This is a genomic window from Streptococcus parasanguinis, assembly GCF_016648925.1.
GTDB lineage: Bacteria > Bacillota > Bacilli > Lactobacillales > Streptococcaceae > Streptococcus.
In genome coordinates this window covers 1-21399 of record NZ_JACLQX010000031.1, presented here as the reverse complement: position 1 = coordinate 21399, position 21399 = coordinate 1, and the positions used below count along the sequence as shown (strand labels likewise).

Below are 21399 nucleotides of genomic sequence, written 5' to 3'. Positions count from 1 at the left end.
CAGCCCTACTCAACTGTGCGGAGGTGGGACGACGAAATCGAATTCTAACGAATTACCGATTTCTGTCCCACTCTCTCGGAATTATTAAGCCTAAGGAAATTTTTTAAGATGATTGTGAATTCAATTTGAATAGCCTCTTTCGCCCTACTTCTTCTGATACAAATCGAAAACGATCTTGTCATTATAGAGATCAATGGTATTGGCCTTGACGTAAATTCCAAAATCATTGTCAATTTTTGGTAGTACAATGGTAATGGTAGACTCCTTTGGAGAAATCTGGATAAAATCTGGGATATTTTTATTTTTGCTTAAAAGTCGCAAAACCATTTTTTGAGGAATTTGAAAGGTTCCAACTGAAAAATCCTTCACCGTCAAGAGGATGTTCCCATTTTCCAATTTGGATGGTTGAAAGTAAATGTATAAGGGATAATCCTTCCCCAAGAGACTCAACTGTCCTTCTAATAGGATTTGCTGATTGTCCGCATAGACCTTGTAGTCGGACAGCTTATATTTTTTCAGAAGCGATTTGATAGTGTCATTGAGTTGATCACGAGTCGTTGTCATGGTTCCAACTTTGACATCTTTGGTGCCAACTGCTTGATGAAGCTGGCTAACATCTTCTCTTGGCGTCGCTAAGCGTCCTTGCACAACTATAGCGAAGGCTAAGAGAAGGCTGACCAATCCTAAAAACAACCATTTCCAAATATTTATTTTTTGAAGGAAGGGGACCTTCTCTTTGATGGGATTATTTTTGACTCCAAGTTTTCTTCGTGGCATTGATTTTCTCCAATATTGCTTGTTTCATCTTTTCATAGCCCGTATTGTTAGGGTGAAAGCTATCCTCTTCATACAGGGCATCATTGATAACGGTTGTCTTCCCGTCACTGATTTCTGATACGCCCATTTTGCCATCAATTCCTTTATAAAGCAGATCATTGATCGGAACGAAATAGACCTGATCAAATTGCGCGATGGTTTCTTCCGTCGTCTCATTCCAACGATCTACAGCCGTCTGGATACTAGTTAATTCAGGAAAATTCAGATAAAGAGGATTGTAGATCCCCACTACATAAATGGGAAGATGGGGATTGTCCTTTCTGGCCTTTGTAATAATTTCTTTGAGGTTCGCTGTATAATACTTGAGCGGTTTTTGGATATCTGATAGAGAAAAATCACTCAGATGATCGACAACGACTTTGCGCAAATCATTTCCACCAACCGTTAAGGTCATGACACGCGCCTTTTTGAGATCCTTCTGAAGGTCTGTTTGCTTCTTGAGCCGATCTAAGATCTGAGCACTTGTATTCCCAGCTACTCCATAGTTGACAGGCTGGTACTGACCGTCATTTTCATTAGACAGGCTTTGAGCAAGGATGGGGACAAAGCCCCCTTGCTTGGTGCTATCCCCTACTCCTTCGGTCAGTGAATCTCCTAGAGCTACATAAGTATAGGTGACTTCTTTCGTAGCCATTTTGGGCTTGGTCATACGAGGAGATGCAATTGGTAGCAAAGCACAAAATAGAAAGACAAAGACAAGAAGGCTGGTTAAAAAGAAAACCAAGCCTTGCATCATTTTTTTAAGATTCATATGAATACGATCACTTATCCTTGAAAAATCACTTGTCCATCACAGATCGTATAAGCAACTTTTCCTTTTAATGTTTCACCTACAAATGGTGAATTGCCTGCTTTTGAAGCGAAATGATCCGATACCAGACGATCTGCTTCTGGATCAAAGATGGTTAAATCTGCCGGTCCATCCACTGCGATATAGCCAGCATCAAAATCATAGAGACGTGCTGGATTATAGGACATCTTTTCAAGCAACTGCATCAAGCTTAAATGGCCAGCATGCACCAAGTAGGTCAAACCAAGAGAAAGCGAAGTTTCAAGCCCAGTCATGCCAGATGGTGCTTTGGTAATATCAGGGACATTCTTCTCATCCGCATGGTGAGGCGCGTGGTCCGTCGCAATCACAGAGATGACGCCTGACTTCAATCCTTCAATCACTGCTAGACGGTCTGATTCCAAGCGAAGAGGTGGATTCATCTTAGCATTGCTTCCTTTAGTCAAGAGCAGACTTTCTGTTTTCGAAAAGTGTTGGGGTGCCACTTCTGCCGTCACATGAGCTCCTAATCCTTGGGCAAATTCCACCACCTTGACACTTTCTTCCTTGGAGAGGTGTTGGATATGGAGGTGAGCACCTGTCGCATGGGCAATCATGGCATCACGCGCAGCCATTGAATATTCGGCTACACCCGTCGCCCCACAGACATGAAAGTGTTCCTTGGCAATATTTTCATTCAAACCAAGAATGCCATTCAACTCAGGGTCTTCTTCATGCAGACTAATAAAAGTACCTAGACGCTTAGCTTCTTCCAAAGCTTGGCGGACAACCTTAGTGCTTTGAAGCGGAATTCCATCATCTGAAAATCCTACCGCACCAGCCTTAAGCAAGCCTTCAAAATCTGTCAGGTGTTGACCGTCAAAGTTCTTAGTCACCGTCGCAACCGTATGAATGTGAAGATTTTCCTTGGCTGCAGAAGCTAAGACTTCCTCTAAGGTCGTAATATCTGAAATGGTCGGATTGGTATTGGCCATCATGACCACTCGAGTAAAACCACCAGCAGCTGCGGCTAAGGCACCCGTATGGATGTCTTCTTTATGGGTTTGACCGGGCTCGCGGAAATGCACGTGTACATCGATCAAACCAGGAGCAACCACCAGACCAGTAGCATCAAGGACTTCTTGTCCATCCGTTGGGAGGTTTTCAGCGATCTCTACGATTTTCTTTCCTTCAATGCGAAGATCACAGACTTGATCCAAGCCAGTCTTGGGATCCATTACGCGACCATTTTTAATGACAACCATTGCATTCTCCTTTATTCATAAAAATCAACATGCGACTCTAACAAGCGGTCGCCGTCATAGCGAAACATTGCTGAAAAGAAGGGTTTATCCTCCAACAACCACTCGACAAAGGTGTGGTCCCCTTCCCAAGTTGGTTTTGAGAGGACTTGATCATAAGGTACCCACTCCAAGGTCCCTTCGTTACACTCGATCAGTTCTCCCTCAAAATCTGTTACCTTGAAGACATAGGTGTACCAGTCCAAATCTGGAGTAAACTCCGGAAAGGTAATGATCCCTTTCAAGACTGGCTTGGCTCTAAGGCCCGTCTCCTCAAAAATCTCACGCGCTGCACACTCCTGTGGGGTTTCCCCGCGTTCTAATTTTCCACCAACTCCGATCCATTTACCTTCATGGACATCATTGGGCTTTTTATTGCGATGCAACATGAGATATTCTTTCCCATTGTCAATGTAACAAATCGTTGCTAATTGCGGCATTTCTTTCTCCTATCTTAACCAATCAATCGGCTCGCGTCCCGCCTCTGTCAAAAATTGATTGGTTTTTGAAAAGGGTTGGGAACCAAAGAATCCTCGGTAGGCCGATAAGGGACTTGGGTGAGCTGATTCAAGGACCAAATGTCGATCTTGGGTAATCAGCGGCTTTTTCTTACGGGCATAAGATCCCCAGAGGATAAAGACAACAGGCTCCTCCAACTCATTAACCACCTTGATCACAGCATCTGTGAAAGGCTCCCAAATTTGTCCTGCATGGCCATTGGCCTGACCAGCTGGCACTGTCAAGCAGGCATTGAGCAAGAGCACTCCTTGCTCTGCCCAAGAGGTCAGATCATGGGAACGCTTCTCTCCGATATCTGAGCGCAATTCTTTGAGAATATTTTGCAAAGAAGGCGGCGCTGGTACATGATCCGGAACAGAAAAACTTAAGCCCTGCGCTTGATCCGGTCCATGGTAGGGATCTTGGCCTAAGATCAAGACCTTGACCTGATCCATCCCTGTCGTCTGCAAGGCCTTAAAGACCTTGTCACGCGGTGGATAAACCACTCCTTTGCTGTAGACTTCATTCATAAAGTCATTGATCTGGTGAAAATACCCTTCTGGAAGATGGGATTTGATGGCTTCATGCCAGGGTGAATGCTGCATGGAAACTCTCCGCTATCCAATAAATTCTTACCTTCCATTATACCACATTTGGCGCAGATCCACTGGATAAAAAAGAGGCTGGACATTTTTATCCAACCTCAATTTCTGCCTGTCAAACAAGCCAGAGCTTTTAGGTATTTTCTTTCTTGGTAAATCCTGCTAGACCGATCGAAGCGACTAGTAAAATTTGCGGTAAGAATTGGATGAGGTAGCGGGTCTTCCCTCCTTCAAAGATGGTTAAGAAGAGCAAGCCACCAAAAACCGCTAAGGAAAGGAAGTTAAAGTCATCTGTATCTCGACGTTTGAGATAAGCTCCAACCAAACCAGCTGATAGGACGATCCAGATCAGCTGCTTGACAAATTCATAATACCTGTACTGCGGGCGATCAATGCTAAGGAAATAGGTCCGCACCCATTTTGCAAGACCATTATTTTTAGTCAGGGGTGCATAGAGAGGATTGATAAAAGGCGTCTTCTCATACTCTACATCTCGGTAAAGCCAACCTAGGGTCCCTTCTGCTACCGTCAAGGATTGCTTGTAGTAGATATGCCCGATCAAACCGAACGGTCCGTACTCCTTGAGACGGCGCTTGATTTCTTTGATCACATTTTCTTTTTTAAAGAGGCCATTGTTGTAATCCGATCGCTTATCCTCATCAATATAGGCTAGCAAGCCTTCTTTCATATCTTCTTGGTTGTGCCCCATATCTGTCAAGCCCAGATTGATAAACATGAGTGGTCCTTTAGCCAGCCCTTCTTGTTTCAAGATCGGTACAACTCTTTGATGATTAACCGCTGTATTCAATCCTGCAAAGACAAAGCCCGTCGTCAAGACCGTCACCGTAGCAATGTTTCCAAAGGCCTTCCAATTTCCTCTGAAAAAGAGCACAGCCCAAAAGGCAATCATGACAATAATCGTCGTTGGACGGATCAACATGGATAGGCCAGATAAGATGCCCAAGCCAACAATCTTCTTCCAGGAGACTGCTTGATCTTCCTTTAATAGATCCAAAGCCCACCATAACTGAAGAGCGATCAAAGGAAGTGGCGGAATGTCCGTGTACATAGAATAGAAATAAGGCGAGTAACAGATCAAGCTCACATAGAAGAGATAGATCAGATTAGCCGTTTTTTGATTGAAATGCTTCTGGGACAGCTTGTACAAGAGGACTGCACCCAGATTGACATAGAGGATATTGAGAGCCTGCATGACCCACAGACCGCTAGAGCCAAATAAGACATAGAAAAACTTCTCGTAAAGAAAGAGCGGAATGTTATTGGGATTGCGACTGAGGTAGTTGGTGATGGAAGATTGCTTAAGAAGATCAAAAGCTCCTTTGAAAACAACCGCGGCATCCCGACGGATAAAGAGCTCCGCACAAACCATAACAATCAACTGAAAGACAAGGGCTCCAAGCAAGAAGCCTTTTTTATGCCGAGTCAACCAAGCAAAGGCACTCTTTAGCCCATCGCGTTTCAGCCAGGCTAGCAGAAATAGCAATCCAGCACCTAAAATGGCTAGCCATGAAATCTCTCTCAGATAGATCACACTGATCAAGAACCAGTGGACCATCACTAGCAACATGACAACATGAAGCATCCCAAATAGAATACGTTTACTTTTCGATAACATAGCTCCATTATATCAAAAAAACAGCATTTCTGCTGTTTTGGGGTGGTACGAAATCATTCAGGTTGGGGAATAATCTTAATTATTTAGGGTCTTTCTTAAAATCAAACTCTATTTCCCGAGGCTCTGTGAATTCAAGGCCTCTATAAAAAAGAACAACCAACAAATATAAAATCAATCCCAAAAACAAGCGCATTTGAACAAAATAAGCTAAAAACAGAACAATAGAGCTTAAACAAACAAGGGCAAACAATTGACGTTTTCTCATTTTTCGCATTCACCACACCTCGGTTCCATTTGCTGTTTTTTGAAGATACTCTGTAGGCTTTATCTGACCAACAAATACTAGTTCTGCTTCATTTTTTTCAACAAACCATTTCAACTGCACATATCTGGCAATAGTGACCAACCATAAAGTGATCATAACTGCAAAGAGAAACAAAAGGACATTTATCGCTCCTTCTCTAACATTCAAATCAAGATTTGCTTTCCCAAAGAAAAGATCCATGGGAAGGATCTTTCTATATGTCCTTGCTAATAATAAACCTAATGGAACACCAATCAAAGAAGAAACATTTGCTGGTGCTTTCTTTGAAAAAATTTGATCTTTAAACGAATAACTGGTCTGGTACACTTTTCGGTATCTGTCGAAAGGGATTTTACTATTGCGTTTGATAATAAATTCTTCCCCTTGATCTGTTACCAACAAAAAGTAGCCCCAGAGAGGCCTTTTCCCATTCAAACTGATATTAAAACATGTTCCTTTTGTGAGCATTGAAAATCCTCTCATTCAACCAAATATATATGAATGTGCTTTTTATTTAAGATGGGTCCGAACAATTCAACCTAACAAAGCTAGAATGCATACTAACCCAAGATAAATTCCAACCGTTAGAGTCATTCCGATTTTATAGAAACCGACTAAGCCGGCATATCGTTCGACAAAACCAATCTGTGGGTCGACTGGATTATAAAAAACTGTCATAGGAGACCCAATTGGGAATATCATCCGCAAATCCAGATTTTTACCTGCTCCAAGAACATAGGTTCTATCGAAAACATTGGTTTGTCTTGACTTAGAAGAAGTCTCTCTGAAATAAGCGTAGGTAAAGGTCTTTTGATATCTTTCGCCCCCGACTTGATACTCCACCACAGGCAGGGAAATAAGCAGTTGATTTTTGGAATCAAAAGCAACTACTTCTCCCATAACTTTTGCGGTTGATTCTGTTTTCACTTTTATTTCACGACGATACAAGGTGTAAAAGATGAACAGCATGATCAGAAAAACAAGGGTCAGAATGCCCAAACTAAGCCAGAATGTTGTTACTGTCATTGATTTTTTACCCTTTCACAAAAACTAGTTGATTTCAAACCACTTGAAAAGTCATCTTACTCTCCCCTTTTCAACCAATTCTGTTGCTGCGCTTTTTCTGCGAAATCTTTTGCTTTGTTTATATCTAGTGAATTTGAATCTGATGGGGCATTGGATTCGATTTCTTCTTTCAATTCTTGTAAAGTTTGAACGTCTTTCGGGGTTAAATTGGAGACTGTGCTAGATTCTTTTTCTGTCGAACTTTCTGGCACAGACTGGATCTCTCGATAAGTTTTGATCACTTCAGTTCCTGCGTCTGTTGTCGGAAGAGGACGATAGAACATGAAGAAACCAATAATGACAACCAGAAGAGCCATAGCTGACACCAAAAAACCTTTTTGCAGATTCTCCGCAGTTATTTTAGTACCTTTAGTAGACAAGCTCTTCCATTCTGGATGTTCTTCCTCAGCTTCTTTTTTGGCGTTGAAAGCAGGGGTAACCAAGAATTGGTTCATCAAGGTCAGTGCCCCCAAGGCCATCAATAGAAATGGGATATGACGTGATTTACTAATGACCACTAAAATTCCTCCTGCAATAGCGATCAAACTGATGATGATATTGACGGTAAACCAGACCCGAGCCTGCTTCTTCATTTGCAAATAATCTTCTTTTGACATCTTATTCTCCCTTAAAAATAGTTTTTCCTTCATTCATAAAAACAATTACTACTATCATACCGGATTTTACTTTGAGAATCAAGTTAACCACCAACTAGTGAAAAGAGTATAAAAAAGAAGCGTTAAAAACGCTTCAGTTGTTTTATTTATTTTGCCAAGTTTCTTGGTTTTCCTTAAAACGGTGCAACAACTCTAAACCTTCAGAAGTGATGTAACCTTGTTCTTCTGCCAAATGAATCAATTCTGTATAGTTAGACAAGGTTTCAAGTTGAACGCCAGCTTCCTCAAATTTCTTATCAGCTTTCTCCAATTGGTAGGTGAAGATAGCTACCACACCAAGGACATCTGCTCCTTCACGCTTGGCAGCTGCGACGGCATCCAAGACAGATCCACCAGTAGAAATCAAATCTTCCACTACGACCATCTTTTGACCTTGTGGTACACGGCCTTCAATTTGATTACCAGCACCGTGGTCTTTTGGTTTGCTACGGATGTAGGCAAATGGCAAATTCATCTTGTCCGCAATAATAGCTCCGTGAGGAATCCCTGCAGTTGCAGTTCCTGCAATCACTTCTACTTCAGGGAAAGCTTCCTTGATTTTATCTACAAATCCATTTTCGATCAAGGTACGAGTTTCAGGATAAGCGAGGGTTACACGGTTATCTGTATAAATAGGGGACTTGATCCCAGATGCCCAAGTAAAAGGTTCTTCAGGTTTCAAATAAACGGCTTCGATTTTTAAAAGATGGCTAGCAATATCTTTAGCTAATGACATGACGACTCCTTTTTACGATTTTAATAATATACGAATTAAATCATTTTTAGATTTAAACAACAACATTAAAGGTTAGTTAACGCGTTAGGGAAGATCCCATCCGACTTCCCGTAGAACTACAAAAGTTCCACTTTTACTGGCGATTATTATTCCGACGATCACAGAAGAGAAACGATCATTTTCTCTTCTGTAATCTAGTGAATGTGTTAGGGAAGGTCCCATAGGACTTCCCGTAGAGCTACAAAAGTTTCACTTTTAGTAGCGATTAGTGTTCCGACGATTTAGAGGATAAAACGATTATTTTTATCCTCTAAATCTAGTGAATAGTTTAGGGAAGGCCCTATCGGGCTTCCCGTAGAACGTCTTGAAGCACAGCTTCTTAGACGTTCTTAACTATTCCACTGTCTCTTAATTTCATGGTAAGCATCCCATGGGTTTTCTGCTTGAATAATTGGACGTCCAACAACAATATAGTCAGATCCAATTTTATGAGCTTCTTGTGGCGTCATAACCCGTTTTTGGTCACCAATTTCAGCTCCTGCTGGTCGAATCCCTGGTGTGACACAGACAAAGTCTGATGAAGTGGCATCCTTGATCAAAGCTACTTCATGGGCTGAACAAACAACGCCATCCAAGCCTGCTTCTTGCGCCTTGCGAGCGTAATTAACTACAGATTCTTGGACCGTTGTTTGGATGTTTTGGCAATCACGCATGTCTTCCTCACTGGTAGAAGTCAACTGGGTCACGGCTACCAATTTAGCTCCTTCACCAAGAGCTGCCTTGGCTTCGCGCATCATCTCTACACCACCGGCTGCGTGGACCGTCACCATATCTACTCCGAAAGTCCCCAGTACGGACATGGCTGATTTGACTGTATTTGGGATATCATGCAATTTTAAATCAAGGAAAATACTGTGTCCAAGCCCTTTGAGGTAATGTACAATTTCAGGACCAACTGCATAGAAAAATTCCATTCCGATTTTTACAAATAATTTTTCGTCTTCTGGAAAATGCTCTAAAAAGTTTTTGACATCATCGAAAGCTGGGAAGTCAAGGGCGATAATAGGACGTTCTTCACGCATGGATTACTCCTTTTTTTGATTGATCATTTTATCTACAAAAAAACCTTGCCCGAGGCAAGGTTACACGAAAATTAGGTAGGAACAACTACCGTGATTCACCGTCTAGACCTTAGGAGCCTCTCTGGACTACTTTAAAGGTTTTTATTTATTGTAGTACGATATTTGGGAAAAGTCAAGGATTTACAGTAGATTTTCCCGTACATGTTTTCGGAAGTTCTCAAGTGTGTCAATACCATAGCGATCCATGACCTGTGGCAGATCTTCGATGATGGTTGGACAAGCATAAGGATCGGTAAAATTAGCGGTTCCAACTCCAATCGCAGAGGCCCCTGCAATCATCATTTCAATGGCTGCTTCGGCTGAATCGACACCTCCCATTCCGATAATCGGAAGTTTAGTGGATTGGGCAACCTGGCGGATAAGTTTCAAAGCAACTGGGAAAACGGCTGGACCCGACATACCTCCGGTTCCATTAGCAATGATGGGCTTACCAGTCTTGAGGTCAAAGCGCATGCCGACCAAGGTATTGATCATGGTTAAACCAGTCGCCCCTGCATCCTCTGCTGCTTTTGCGACCTGCGTGATGTCTGCTACACTAGGCGTTAACTTGACATAGACAGGGACGGAGGACGCTTCTACCGCTGCTTTCACAGCCGCATAGGCCAACTCAGGAACCTGCCCAATCAAGAGACCGTTGTTGCCATGGTCCACGTTGGGACAAGAGATATTGAGCTCAATGGCCTTGACATTTGGGGCTTGCGAGATCTTTCTTGATACCTTTGCATACTCTTCATTGGAGAAGCCAGCTACGTTGGCGATGATCGGTAAGTCGGGATAATGTTGTGCCAACCAAGGGAGTTTCTCTGCTAGGACCACGTCTACGCCTGGATTTTGGAGACCAATAGCATTGAGCATGCCGGCAGGCGTCTCAGCAACGCGTGGTGTCGGATTTCCGAAGCGAGCCTCAGCGGTTGTCGCCTTGATCATGATGGATCCAAGCAGGTCTAAGTCATAGTATTTAGCATATTCCTGACCGAAACCAAAACAGCCAGATGCCGGAATAATCGGGTTTTTCAAGTCTAAACCAGGTAAGGATACGGCTAGTCGATTTGCTGTCATAAGGTCCTCCTACATCACAATCGTACCGGTTTCAAAGACCGGTCCGTCTTCACACACGCGCTTATTGGCTGCTTGGCTTTCATTTTCCAGATGCACTACACAGGCGTAGCAAGCACCCATCCCACAAGCCATACGCGATTCCATAGAAATATAGGCGCGGGGATGATCATGGAATTTGGTATTGACATATTTGAGCATGCCAGGTGCTCCACAAGAATAGATAGCATCAAACTCCTGGTCCATCTGATCAATGACCGTAGAGACATAGCCCTTAGTGCCATAAGTCCCATCGTCTGTCGTTACAGTGACATGAGCAACCTGAGAAAGCACCTCTTCCAAAATGACGGCTTCTTTGGTCGCAAAGCCGACAACCACTTCAACGTCTACTCCCTGCTCATGCAGCTGTTTAGCCACTTGGACCAAAGGAGGAACACCGATACCGCCACCGATGATTAAGGCTTTCTGACCTTGGCCGAGATTGGTGAGATCAAAGCCATTTCCCTGAGGTCCCATGACACTGAGTTTGCTACCAATTGGCAATTGGGAAAAGATAGCTGTCCCCCCACCTTCGATGCGGTAGATCAAGCGACAAGTCTGTGTCTTACGGTCAATCTCAGAAATTGAAATCGGACGGCGAAGGAGCTTGGACCCATCAGGGACGCGGATATGAAGGAATTGACCTGGCAGCATCTGCGCCACCATTTCCCCCTTTAAGATCATAGAATAGATGCGGGGAGCGATCTCTTCTTGAGCGACGAGCTCCATCTCCTCCATCATGATTTTACCGAAGCGTTTTTTACAACTGTCACTGACCATTGGTTTCCTCTTCTTTCTTTCAGCAAAAAAGACCTCGCAAAAGCAAGGTCCTACAAATGATCAGCTAGACTCCGTCCGCTGATCTTTTTTCTGTCTTTCCTTGCAGGCCTCTCTGGACCTCTTAAAGGTTAAATTTGTCTCATTATATCGCGCTCCTTCTCGCTTGTCAAGTAAAATCAGTAACTTAGGAAGCTTTCTTAGGGTCAAAATCTTCTGGGATCGGTTTGATGTATTGCATGGCGATTCGGTTTTCAGGCTTGCGGTCAACTAGATAAAGAACCAGTAAAAAGAGCCATTCCAACGGTTTCATCAGGTAGTAGATCAGGTCCATAGCCCATTTTTTCTTAATATGTTTGGCAAAGGGATAGCCATAGCGGTCATAATTGCGACGCAAGAAGCGATGGAAACGTGGCGTCTTTTCTTCCAGCACCTGCTCAAAAGCGTTGGCAATACAAAGCTGGCGATTGACAACAACTGGATGTCCGTGGCGGACGCCCATCCGCTGGGGCTTGACAACATTTTCATGGCCACCAGCCGCAACTGTACAGAGATAGTGCTCATCAATGATGAGATTCTGAGGAGGGATCTTCTGTGAGAAGGCCCAGTCAGCTGTATTGGTCCAGGCCTTGATCATGGAATCCGGCTGCTGCCCAAAGAGCATGAGAACGAGGACAACAAGGGCTAGGGTCGGAAGGGCAACCAGAACTGCTAGCCATGGCCAGTTACGCGACTTGTTTAAGAGCTGATGGAGCCATTGAAACAGACGATTCTCATAGCTTATCTCTGTTCGATCTTCCTGCCACTCCCTGATGCGAACCCATAAAAGATGGATGGAATAGATCAGTAAGAAAAAGGTGTGAAAACTTGCTACCTGCAGTTGATTATCAAAAACTAAGAGAAGAACCACTCCTCCTAGAATGCCACTGATGCAGAAGACATTTGCTAACGGCGAGAGTGAATTCGCATCCCGGTAGGAATAGATAATCAAGGCTATTAAAGTAAGAGCTGCCAGTGTGAAGAAGGTCGGATAGGCGCCAGACCAGATCAGGGCATGCTTCTGCGAATTGATCAAACTTTCACTCCAATCGTAAAAAGTCATCTCCTTGACGATGTAAATGAAAATCGCTTCGAGAAAGCAACCAAAGAGACCAAACCAAAGAACAATTGTAGGCTGTTGCTTTTTCTTTTTGACAGGCTTAGGACTAGGTGATTCCTGCTTTTCCTTCATAAGGAATGCGTCATCTTCTCTTGTCCTTTCTCCTTCTTTTGGCCCTCTATCCTCAAACAGTTCTGGATCTTTGAGAGCTTCTTCCTCAGATTCTTTGAACTGGAGGCTAGACCACCGACCAATCCCATAAATGATGACAAAAATATTGGGGACAAAGAGGGCCAGAGTCAAACCGTAAGGAAAGATCTCCATGGTGAAGGCAATGACCTCCCAAACACTAAATTGAATGAATGGATCCTTTATTGCGTAGAGCGACTGACTAATAACCAAATAGATGTAAAAGGCCAATAGAATCAGAGCATTGGTCACAAAATTGATCTGCAACAGACCAGCTGTGAAATGGGTTTCCAATTCCTTATCCTTTTTCTTATACCAGGAAACGAGTTTTTTCATAAGATCTCCTCAATCAATTTTTTACCATTCTATCAATCAGATCTTACCTTCAGCAAGGCAAAACTGTATTTTTCCATCAAAATCAGTCCCCAGATGTAGATTTTGTTTCCAATCTTCTATTTTTTAACTATTTGATCTAGCCTACTTCCTATTACCTACCTCAGCCTGTCTTATTCTCATACAGTCCTTGAAAGACCACATTTTACGGGAAAAACGCGCTTTTTTATGTTAAAATAAAAGCATGAGAATACAACAATTACAATACATTATCAAAATCGTCGAAACCGGCTCTATGAATGAAGCCGCAAAACAACTCTTCATCACGCAACCTAGCCTTTCCAATGCCGTTAAGGACTTGGAAAATGAGATGGGGATTGAAATCTTTATCCGGAATCCTAAAGGGATCACTTTGACTCGCGATGGGATGGAGTTCCTCTCTTATGCACGCCAGGTGGTGGAGCAGATCGACCTCTTGTCCGAGCGCTATAAAAATCCTGTGGGCTCTCGTGAGCTTTTCAGCGTCTCTTCACAGCACTACGCCTTCGTGGTTGAGGCCTTCGTTTCACTATTGAAGAAAAGCGACATGGAAAAATACGAGCTCTTCCTACGGGAGACGCGGACTTGGGAGATCATCGATGACGTCAAGAATTTCCGAAGCGAGGTTGGCGTACTCTTTTTGAATAGCTACAACCGAGATGTCCTCTCTAAGATGCTGGATGATAATCACTTGATTGCCACCCACCTCTTTACAGCGCAACCTCATATCTTTGTCAGCAAGACCAATCCTCTTGCCAAGAAAGAGATCGTTCACTTGTCTGATCTGGAAGATTTCCCATACCTTAGCTATGACCAAGGAACCCACAACTCCTTCTACTTCTCAGAAGAGATCCTCTCTCAAGAGCATCATAAGAAATCAATAGTCGTCAGTGACCGCGCGACCCTCTTTAATCTCTTGATTGGTCTGGATGGCTACACCATTGCGACCGGGATCCTCAACAGCAATCTCAACGGAAATAACATCGTCTCCATTCCCCTTGATATCGAAGACCCGATCGAGCTGGTCTACATCAAACATGAAAAAACAGCCCTCTCAAAAATGGGAGAAAAATTCATCGAGTACTTGCTTGAGGAAGTGAAGTTTGATAAATAAAAAATATCTGAGTGATCCATGTTCACTCAGATATTTTTTATTGTCTTAATTGTGAAAAGACTTCCCCAATTTTTCCTTCGATAACTAGGTCTGCTTGCTTATCTTGTGGGATACTGGTTTTATTGATGACAACCAGCTTCTTCCCTCGGAAATACTGAATCAAACTGGCTGCTGGGTAGACCACAAGAGAGGTACCACCGATAATCAGCAAATCAGCCTCTTGGATGGCTTGGGCTGCTTGGCTAAAGACGTCCATATCGAGAGGCTCCTCGTAGAGGGTCACATCAGGCTTGACCACCTTGCCACAGTCCAGACAGTGTGGAACCGGGCCTTCTAAAGCTAGGAAGGACTCCAAATCATAAAATCGCTGGCAACCCGTACAGTAATTGCGATCAGCACTGCCATGGAGTTTCAAGACCCTTTTTGACCCAGCCATTTCATGCAGACTATCGATATTTTGTGTCACCACTGCCTTGAGCTTACCAGTCTCTTCAAGCCGAGCCAGATAGCGATGGGCTGCATTGGGCTTGGCATCTGGGTAGAGCAAGTACTTCTTGTAAAAGTCGAAAAAGTCCTCTGGATAGCGCTCAAACATGGTATGGGAGACCAATTGCTCAGCTGTCAAATGCCGCCCTACCTGAACACTATAGACACCATCTGAGCTTCGAAAATCTGGAATATTGGACTCCGTGGAAACTCCTGCCCCTCCGAAAAACACGATCCGTTGACTCTGATCAATCATCTCCTGTAGTTGAGCAATCTTATCCATCTACTTCTCCTTTAGTAGCTCTTCCATGACAGCATTGGCCTGATCAAAATAAAAGTTAGCTTGATCATAATGAATGCCTGTGTAGCTTGCAAGGTCAATCAAATTCTTCATAAAATCCTGAGAAGAGAAACCTGTCGTCCGATGGAGCTCTTCTTCATCAAAAGGCTTGATCAAGTGGGCCAGGGGATTGCGAACTGATTTTTCTAACTCCCGCAATTGTTGGGCCGCAACTTTGACGCTATCTGGCAAGTCCAACTGCACAATCAACTCCGTCAAACTGGATGAATTGACCACACTTTCGCTGTGGAATTGCTGCAGGATAGGGTTGTCAGACGCATGCAGGCTCTCAAATTTCCAACGGTCATAACTGGATTCTTTGGAGTTATGAATATAGTTGGTAATATCAGGAATTTTCAACTGAATCAATCGCATAAAGATCCGATAGATGGCTGGGCTGACGGCACGAACAAAGTCAATAATCTGCTCATTTCGCAACTTCGCCTCTAAGTCATAGAGGTAATTGGCCAACTGCTCATCTTCTGGATCTTCATGCCAAAAAAGCTGAAAACCAGTCGCTTCTAGCAACTCGGTTCTCAACTTTTGATTCATGACGGGTTGAATATTGAGCTCTCGACGCTCCGCCATTAACTGCAGTAAGCTCACCAACAAATCCGGTACATCTTCCTGCTGCTTGATAGAACGCAGAGCCCGGCTGTAGTGATAATTTTGGAGATCGTAGAGCCATTCATCATGAAAGAATTTTGCCATTAGTCTGCAATCAAGGTCTCAAGACCGACTTTCATCATATCTGTGAAAGTATTTTGACGTTCTTCAGCGGTTGTATCCTCATCTGGATTAACCAAACTATCTGAAATCGTCATGATAGCAAGCGCATCAACATGGTGTTGAGCAGCAAGATAGTAAAGGGCTGCTGCTTCCATTTCTACAGCTTTGACACCCCATTTACCAAGCTCGATGTTCTTTTCACCATAGTTTGAATAGAAGACATCTGATGACAAGACATTGCCGACGTGAGTCGTCATACCAAGGTCTTTGGCAATGTGGTAAGCCTTGTCTAAAAGATCAAAGCTAGCAATTTGTGGGAAATCGTATTGAGGCCAGTCGTTGCGGATGATGTTTGAGTTGGTTGCGGCAGCTTGTGCCAAGACCAATTCACGAACATGCACATCCTCATTCAAAGAACCAGCCGTTCCGACACGGATCAATTTCTTCACGCCGTAGTCGACAATCAACTCACGCGCATAAATAGAGATCGATGGCATCCCCATTCCAGTACCCATGACAGAAACACGGTGACCTTTATAAGTACCCGTGTAACCAAACATGTTACGGACTTCGTTGAAGCAAACAGCGTCTTCAAGGAAATTCTCAGCAATAAATTTCGCACGAAGAGGATCCCCAGGAAGAAGAATTTTATCAGCAATTTCACCATGCTTAGCAGCAATATGGATAGACATAATTAAGATATAAAGGGCGACAGAGAACAAAGTAAAAATAGGAAACTGACGACGCATCGCAGATGCTAGACAGTTTATCTTTTTTACACAGTTCTCCGCCCGTATTCAGTTCAGCGAATACGGTAAACCCATCCTTTCTTTTTTTATTGAGTAATTAGGAGAGCTTTCCGCTCGTGTTCAAATCAGAACACATGCTCTTCCTTTCTTTTTTTATTGAGTATTTAGGAGAGCTTTCCGCTCGTGTTCAAATTAGAACACATGCTCTTCCTTTCATTTTTATATTTAATTTGTTAATGAATCCAAAAACGCATAGAGTTTGGCATTCATTTCTCGATAATCGTAAACACGAATGGCTTCAGGTTTTTGAACAAAGGTCAATTTTTGACTTTGTTCTTCCAAAACATCTTCACCGTCAGCAGCAATCAAGAGATCGACTGCTTCTGGATCAAATTCCAAGTGGGCTTGAAAGGCATAATGTTTAGGACTAAAGCGAATCATCTGACGTGGACACCCTTGACTAGTAGCAAGAACAACAGCATCTTTTGTCAATCCTGGCATATCACCATGCCAGTGGCCAGTTTCAAGAGTTTTTCCAAACTCACCGACATGTGGATCTGTGAGTCCTTCAGGCGTCAAGGTCACTGGATAAACCCCAATCTCACGTTCCGGACTGTGCTCATACTTCGCTCCATAGGCAACAGACAGGAGCTGGGCACCCAGACAGACCCCAACAATATAACGATCTGCCTTCATGGCCTTTTGAATCAGTTCAATCTCTGCCTGAGGATCGTAGTATGGAAAAGCTTCTCGATCTTCATCTGGCGATTGAGGTCCTCCCATGACGATCAAAAAGTCAATCTCATCCACTGACTCTGGTAAGGTTTCATTCTCATAGACTTTGGTCGTGGTCACTTGATGGCCACGCTCCTGTGCCCATTTTAGATAAGCGCCCGGCACTTCAAAGGTTTCATGCAGTACAAAATGTACCTTCATCATTTCTTCTCCCATCTCTTTCGAATCACGTAAGACAGACCAGCCGCAAGTACAAGCGGAATTGTCAAATTTAAATGCTGCCCTGTAAATCCAAGACTCAGAGCAATGGCTGCCAGAGGAGCTTCTAGGGTCGTCCCTAAAAAGACTGTCGCTCCAAGTAACATCCCTAGAGCAGGATCCAGATGAATCCCAAGAACTGTCAAAAGCAAGGTCACTAGATAGCCAGATCCAATCCCAAGGGCAAATGATGGTGTCAAGGTTCCCCCATAGGCACCATTGCGCAAGAGGAGATAAACCAGAAGCCCCTTCACTATAAGAGTCAGTGGAAGATAAGGAATCGACTGGCTAGACAAGAGGGCTTGTGCTAGTACCTGGCCATTTCCCATAAAGATAGGGAAAAAGGCTACTAGGCTCCCCAGAACTAGAAAGGCTATAGGAAGAGCCCAAAGAATCGTCCTATCCTTCCGCCGTTTGTGACTAGCCCGCTTGGCGAGGAAAGCAAAGACCAGAGCCAAGGGAGTGACCAAGAAAGCAATCACAATAGCCTGTAAGAAACTGCTAGCTGACCATGAAACTGCGGACAGGTGATAAACGGCCTCCTGACCAACGATGGACTGAGCGACCCAGGTGGCCAGATAAGTACTGGTCAAAACCAGTAGAAAGTTCTGCCAACTGTAGGCGAGTCCTAAGGTCTCAAAGACGAACAAGCCACTAGCAAAGGGAACCTGATAGACTGCGGCCAAGCCAGCTCCTGCACCACAGGCGATTAAAACTTTTCGCTCTTTGATTGCCAAGGAGAAAGCTTTGCCCAATCGACCAGCTAGAAGAGCCCCGACCTCTCGTGGGGCTCCTTCTTTTCCGACCGATGCACCTGCTCCGACAATTGCCACCTGCATCCCTGCATGAAGGAGGTGGGCTAAGAACGCTGGCTCCCTATCTCCAGCTAGGTCAATTTGCTGGCGAATAGACAGGATCTTATAACGCTTTTGCAGGACATACCAGAAGCCAGCTGCCAAGCACCCAGTCACACACAAGACCAGAAATCTACGGAGACCTCCAGCTTCTTGAAATTGCTGGAGCAAATCGGAACTAGCTTGGCCAAAAGCCAGCTCTTGCACCCCTTCTAGTAGATAATGACAGGCAATTCCGACTAGACCCGTCCCGATCCCTAATGATAAAGTGGCTAGAAGTAACCTCAGTCCGTAGGGCAGCCTTTGGAGTCGTACTTTCATTGGATTAGAGTTCAGCAAGAATCGCTTTTAGCAATCCTTTGAAGTCGCCTTTGACGCGCTCTGTCACTTCCACTACTTCTTCGTGGTTGAGCTCTTCTTGGAAACCAGCCGCAAAGTTGGTAATACATGAAATACCAAGAACCTTCAAGCCAGAATGCGCTGCAATGATGACTTCAGGAACAGTTGACATTCCGACAGCATCTGCACCAAGAGTCTTAAACGCACGGATTTCAGCTGGAGTTTCGTAGGTAGGACCAGTCACACCGATATAAACCCCATCATCCAATTTGATACCCAATTTGTCAGCTACTTTATGAGCTGTCTCACGGTATTCAGGTGTATAAGCTTTTGACATATCTGGGAAACGTGGACCAAAGTCATCCAAGTTTTCACCGATCAATGGGTTTTGACCAGTCATGTTGATGTGGTCTGTGATAGCCATCAAAGTACCAGGACCAAAGCCGATACCACCGGCAGCGTTAGTGACAAGAACCCCTTCACAGCCCAAAACTTTCATGACACGAACTGGGAAAGTCACCACTTCTAGTGTGTTTCCTTCGTAGAAGTGGAAACGTCCTTGAAGGGCCAAAACCTTGCGTCCAGCAAGCTCACCGTAGACCAATTTACCCGCATGGCCGACAACCGTTGAACGACCCCAGTTTGGAATTTCAGAGTAGTCTACTACGACGGCATTTTCGATTTCTTCAGCCAGTTCTCCAAGACCTGATCCAAGGATCAAGCCAAACTCAGGCGCTTCCATTCCTTTGTCTTTCAAAAAAGCAGCTGTTTCATTGATTTTTGCTAATAATGTCATTGCATATCTCCTTTATGATTTCCTTAAAAATTGGCCAATTTTGTCAAATGTATTGGCATTGCGAATGGTCAACAGACGGTAATCCGGCATCTTGAGGACTTGTCTGTGGTAAGCTGTCTTTGTATAGGTCTCTTCTGAGTATTTACCCCAGTAAATCCCAAGGCTTCCACGATGGATGATTTCATCACCGAGCGAAAAAGAGGAGACCAGCTCCCAGACAGCATCCTGATCGAGGCCTTCTGTGTAAAAGAGAACATCCTTGCGGGCCAGATCCTCCTGCCACCAGGCTGGTAGAGCAGCGAGTTCTTGCGCATAGTCCTCAGCTGAAAAGAGAGAAAAAGACTGGATAAAGGGATAGTGATCACGAAAGAAATGTCCCAGCAAATCTACCAATTCTTCTTTAGAAGCAGCAGATTCAAAGAAGATATTGCCACTATTGATGTAGGTCTCTACCTCATCCAGCCCAATCGTTTGAAGCTCCTCTCGAAGCTCTGCCATCACGACCTTGTTTTTCCCGCCAACATTGATCCCTCTTACGAGGAGAGCGAAGCGTGTCATCTTAGTTCAATTTGTCTAAGAAGCTTTCACCGATCATGGCTTTTTCAACACCAAAGTTCTCAGCAATTGTCGCAGAGATATCAGAGAAATGTCCGACTGGAATCACGCCATTGCCTTTGAAAGATGGGCTATAAGCCAAGAATGGGATGTATTCACGCGTATGGTCAGTACCAGCGTAGGTTGGGTCGTTACCATGGTCAGCCGTAATCATCAAGAGGTCATCTTCACGCATGGCTGCGATGATTTCTGGCAAGCGCTCATCGAACTCATGCAAGCAATCGCGGTAGCCGTGAGCATTGCGACGGTGACCATAAAGAGCATCAAAGTCTACCAAGTTGGTAAATGAGAACCCTTCTTGGAACTCAGGAAGTCCCATGGTCTTAATCAAGGTATCCATACCGTGGCTGTTTGATTTGTTGTGACCCATATCGTGGTTGATACCAGCTCCGTTAAAGATATCGTTGATCTTACCAACTGCATAGGTATCGATACCCGCTTCGTTCAACTTGTCCAAAACAGTTGGCGCAAATGGTGAAACAGCCAAGTCACGACGGTTGGCTGTACGTGTGAAGTTTCCAGGTTCCCCAACATAAGGACGAGCAATGATCCGGCCTAGAAGAGCTGGACGTTCCAAAGTGATGGAACGAGCGTATTCACAAATACGGTAGAGTTCATCCAAAGGAATGATGTCTTCGTGAGCCGCGATTTGAAGCACAGGGTCTGCTGATGTATAAATAATCAACTCACCAGTTTCCATTTGACGTGGTCCAAAGTCATCGATGACCACTGTACCAGAATAAGGCTTGTTAGCTTCACGAATGACCTTACGTCCTGAGAATTCTTCAATCTTTGTAATAATTTCTTCTGGGAATCCATTCCAGAAGGTATCAAACGGTTCTGTAATGTTGAGCCCCATGATTTCCCAGTGACCAGTCATGGTGTCTTTCCCAAGAGAGACTTCTTGCAATTTTGTTGCATAGCCTGTTGGGTTGCTTTCAGCTGGCACCGTCTTCAATGGTACTTCACGAGGAATATTTCCAAGACCGATTTTGGCCATGTTTGGTACATTCAAGCCGACGGTTTTAGAGATGTGGCCCAAAGTATCAGATGCTCCATCTGGAACACCTGCATTGACAAAGTTATTGGCATCTGGTGCAGCACCGATCCCAACTGAATCCAGCACAACTAAGTGCATGCGTTTAAATTTTGACATATACTGCCTCTTTCCTTTATTAAACTAGCTATATTATACCATATCCCTATAAGAAGAGAGCCGTTGTTTGATCCGAGGCTGGGACAAAAGTCCTAGCCTCTCAATTATTTTTGGATTGTCGAGCAAGACGCAGTGGTTGAGTGGGCTCTA

General features: G+C 44.0%; 24 protein-coding genes. 1 reads left to right on the top strand and 23 read right to left on the bottom strand.

The window, feature by feature from the left end:
* Positions 1-144: 144 nt before the first annotated feature.
* From H7T97_RS09465 to H7T97_RS09395, 15 genes are all read right to left on the bottom strand, one after another.
* Positions 145-777, bottom strand: coding sequence for a YpmS family protein (locus H7T97_RS09465; protein ID WP_070450145.1), 633 nt, complete (start codon positions 775-777; stop codon positions 145-147).
* Positions 746-1588 (bottom strand): SGNH/GDSL hydrolase family protein, encoded by an 843-nt coding sequence (locus tag H7T97_RS09460; RefSeq protein ID WP_201090137.1) that lies wholly within the window; start codon positions 1586-1588, stop codon positions 746-748. The genes H7T97_RS09465 and H7T97_RS09460 overlap by 32 nt, the downstream gene beginning before the upstream one ends.
* A gap of 14 nt (positions 1589-1602) precedes the next feature.
* Complete coding sequence (locus H7T97_RS09455) at positions 1603-2871, bottom strand: dihydroorotase (RefSeq protein WP_155124942.1); 1269 nt, start codon at positions 2869-2871, stop codon at positions 1603-1605.
* A gap of 11 nt (positions 2872-2882) precedes the next feature.
* Positions 2883-3347 (bottom strand): NUDIX hydrolase, encoded by a 465-nt coding sequence (locus tag H7T97_RS09450; RefSeq protein ID WP_201090136.1) that lies wholly within the window; start codon positions 3345-3347, stop codon positions 2883-2885.
* 9 nt (positions 3348-3356) lie between these two features.
* On the bottom strand, positions 3357-4010 hold the full coding sequence (locus tag H7T97_RS09445) for a uracil-DNA glycosylase (RefSeq protein ID WP_195529505.1): 654 nt from the start codon (positions 4008-4010) through the stop codon (positions 3357-3359).
* A 130-nt stretch (positions 4011-4140) separates the two neighbouring features.
* Positions 4141-5643, bottom strand: coding sequence for a glycosyltransferase family 39 protein (locus H7T97_RS09440; protein WP_201090135.1), 1503 nt, complete (start codon positions 5641-5643; stop codon positions 4141-4143).
* 79 nt (positions 5644-5722) lie between these two features.
* Positions 5723-5908, bottom strand: coding sequence for a hypothetical protein (locus H7T97_RS09435; RefSeq protein WP_229100968.1), 186 nt, complete (start codon positions 5906-5908; stop codon positions 5723-5725).
* A 9-nt stretch (positions 5909-5917) separates the two neighbouring features.
* Positions 5918-6415 (bottom strand): hypothetical protein, encoded by a 498-nt coding sequence (locus H7T97_RS09430; protein ID WP_229100965.1) that lies wholly within the window; start codon positions 6413-6415, stop codon positions 5918-5920.
* A gap of 66 nt (positions 6416-6481) precedes the next feature.
* Complete coding sequence (locus H7T97_RS09425) at positions 6482-6973, bottom strand: DUF3592 domain-containing protein (protein ID WP_195529502.1); 492 nt, start codon at positions 6971-6973, stop codon at positions 6482-6484.
* Positions 6974-7029: 56 nt separating this feature from the next.
* Complete coding sequence (locus H7T97_RS09420) at positions 7030-7629, bottom strand: hypothetical protein (protein WP_195529501.1); 600 nt, start codon at positions 7627-7629, stop codon at positions 7030-7032.
* 142 nt (positions 7630-7771) lie between these two features.
* Positions 7772-8404, bottom strand: coding sequence for an orotate phosphoribosyltransferase (gene pyrE, locus H7T97_RS09415; protein WP_024055762.1), 633 nt, complete (start codon positions 8402-8404; stop codon positions 7772-7774).
* A gap of 389 nt (positions 8405-8793) precedes the next feature.
* Positions 8794-9486, bottom strand: coding sequence for an orotidine-5'-phosphate decarboxylase (gene pyrF, locus H7T97_RS09410; RefSeq protein WP_195529500.1), 693 nt, complete (start codon positions 9484-9486; stop codon positions 8794-8796).
* Positions 9487-9666: 180 nt separating this feature from the next.
* Positions 9667-10605, bottom strand: a complete 939-nt coding sequence (locus tag H7T97_RS09405; RefSeq protein WP_195529499.1) for a dihydroorotate dehydrogenase — start codon at positions 10603-10605, stop codon at positions 9667-9669.
* Between the two features lie 9 nt (positions 10606-10614).
* Positions 10615-11421: a dihydroorotate dehydrogenase electron transfer subunit gene (locus tag H7T97_RS09400; RefSeq protein WP_195529498.1), complete on the bottom strand. Its 807-nt coding sequence runs from the start codon at positions 11419-11421 to the stop codon at positions 10615-10617.
* A 184-nt stretch (positions 11422-11605) separates the two neighbouring features.
* Positions 11606-13042, bottom strand: a complete 1437-nt coding sequence (locus tag H7T97_RS09395; RefSeq protein ID WP_195529497.1) for a DUF6688 domain-containing protein — start codon at positions 13040-13042, stop codon at positions 11606-11608.
* Between the two features lie 241 nt (positions 13043-13283).
* On the opposite strand from H7T97_RS09395, the gene H7T97_RS09390 reads away from it, so the two are divergent.
* Positions 13284-14192 (top strand): LysR family transcriptional regulator, encoded by a 909-nt coding sequence (locus tag H7T97_RS09390; RefSeq protein ID WP_003003594.1) that lies wholly within the window; start codon positions 13284-13286, stop codon positions 14190-14192.
* 37 nt (positions 14193-14229) lie between these two features.
* Here H7T97_RS09390 and H7T97_RS09385 read toward each other — a convergent pair whose 3' ends face one another.
* From H7T97_RS09385 to H7T97_RS09350, 8 genes are all read right to left on the bottom strand, one after another.
* Positions 14230-14961 (bottom strand): NAD-dependent protein deacylase, encoded by a 732-nt coding sequence (locus tag H7T97_RS09385; RefSeq protein ID WP_195529496.1) that lies wholly within the window; start codon positions 14959-14961, stop codon positions 14230-14232.
* Complete coding sequence (locus H7T97_RS09380) at positions 14962-15729, bottom strand: hypothetical protein (protein WP_070589118.1); 768 nt, start codon at positions 15727-15729, stop codon at positions 14962-14964.
* Positions 15729-16439 (bottom strand): purine-nucleoside phosphorylase, encoded by a 711-nt coding sequence (gene deoD / locus H7T97_RS09375; RefSeq protein ID WP_013903492.1) that lies wholly within the window; start codon positions 16437-16439, stop codon positions 15729-15731. The genes H7T97_RS09380 and deoD overlap by 1 nt, the downstream gene beginning before the upstream one ends.
* A 282-nt stretch (positions 16440-16721) precedes the next feature.
* On the bottom strand, positions 16722-17435 hold the full coding sequence (locus H7T97_RS09370) for a type 1 glutamine amidotransferase (protein WP_195529495.1): 714 nt from the start codon (positions 17433-17435) through the stop codon (positions 16722-16724).
* Entirely contained in the window at positions 17432-18664 is a 1233-nt protein-coding gene (locus tag H7T97_RS09365) for a chloride channel protein (protein WP_201090134.1), read from the bottom strand. Before H7T97_RS09365 ends, H7T97_RS09370 begins: the two co-directional genes overlap by 4 nt.
* Before the next feature lie 4 nt (positions 18665-18668).
* Positions 18669-19478 (bottom strand): purine-nucleoside phosphorylase, encoded by an 810-nt coding sequence (locus tag H7T97_RS09360; RefSeq protein ID WP_155125856.1) that lies wholly within the window; start codon positions 19476-19478, stop codon positions 18669-18671.
* 12 nt (positions 19479-19490) lie between these two features.
* Positions 19491-20036: a DUF1697 domain-containing protein gene (locus H7T97_RS09355; protein ID WP_195529492.1), complete on the bottom strand. Its 546-nt coding sequence runs from the start codon at positions 20034-20036 to the stop codon at positions 19491-19493.
* Between the two features lies 1 nt (position 20037).
* A complete protein-coding gene (locus H7T97_RS09350) occupies positions 20038-21249 on the bottom strand; it encodes a phosphopentomutase (protein WP_195529491.1) in 1212 nt (403 codons plus the stop codon).
* Positions 21250-21399 lie beyond the last annotated feature (150 nt).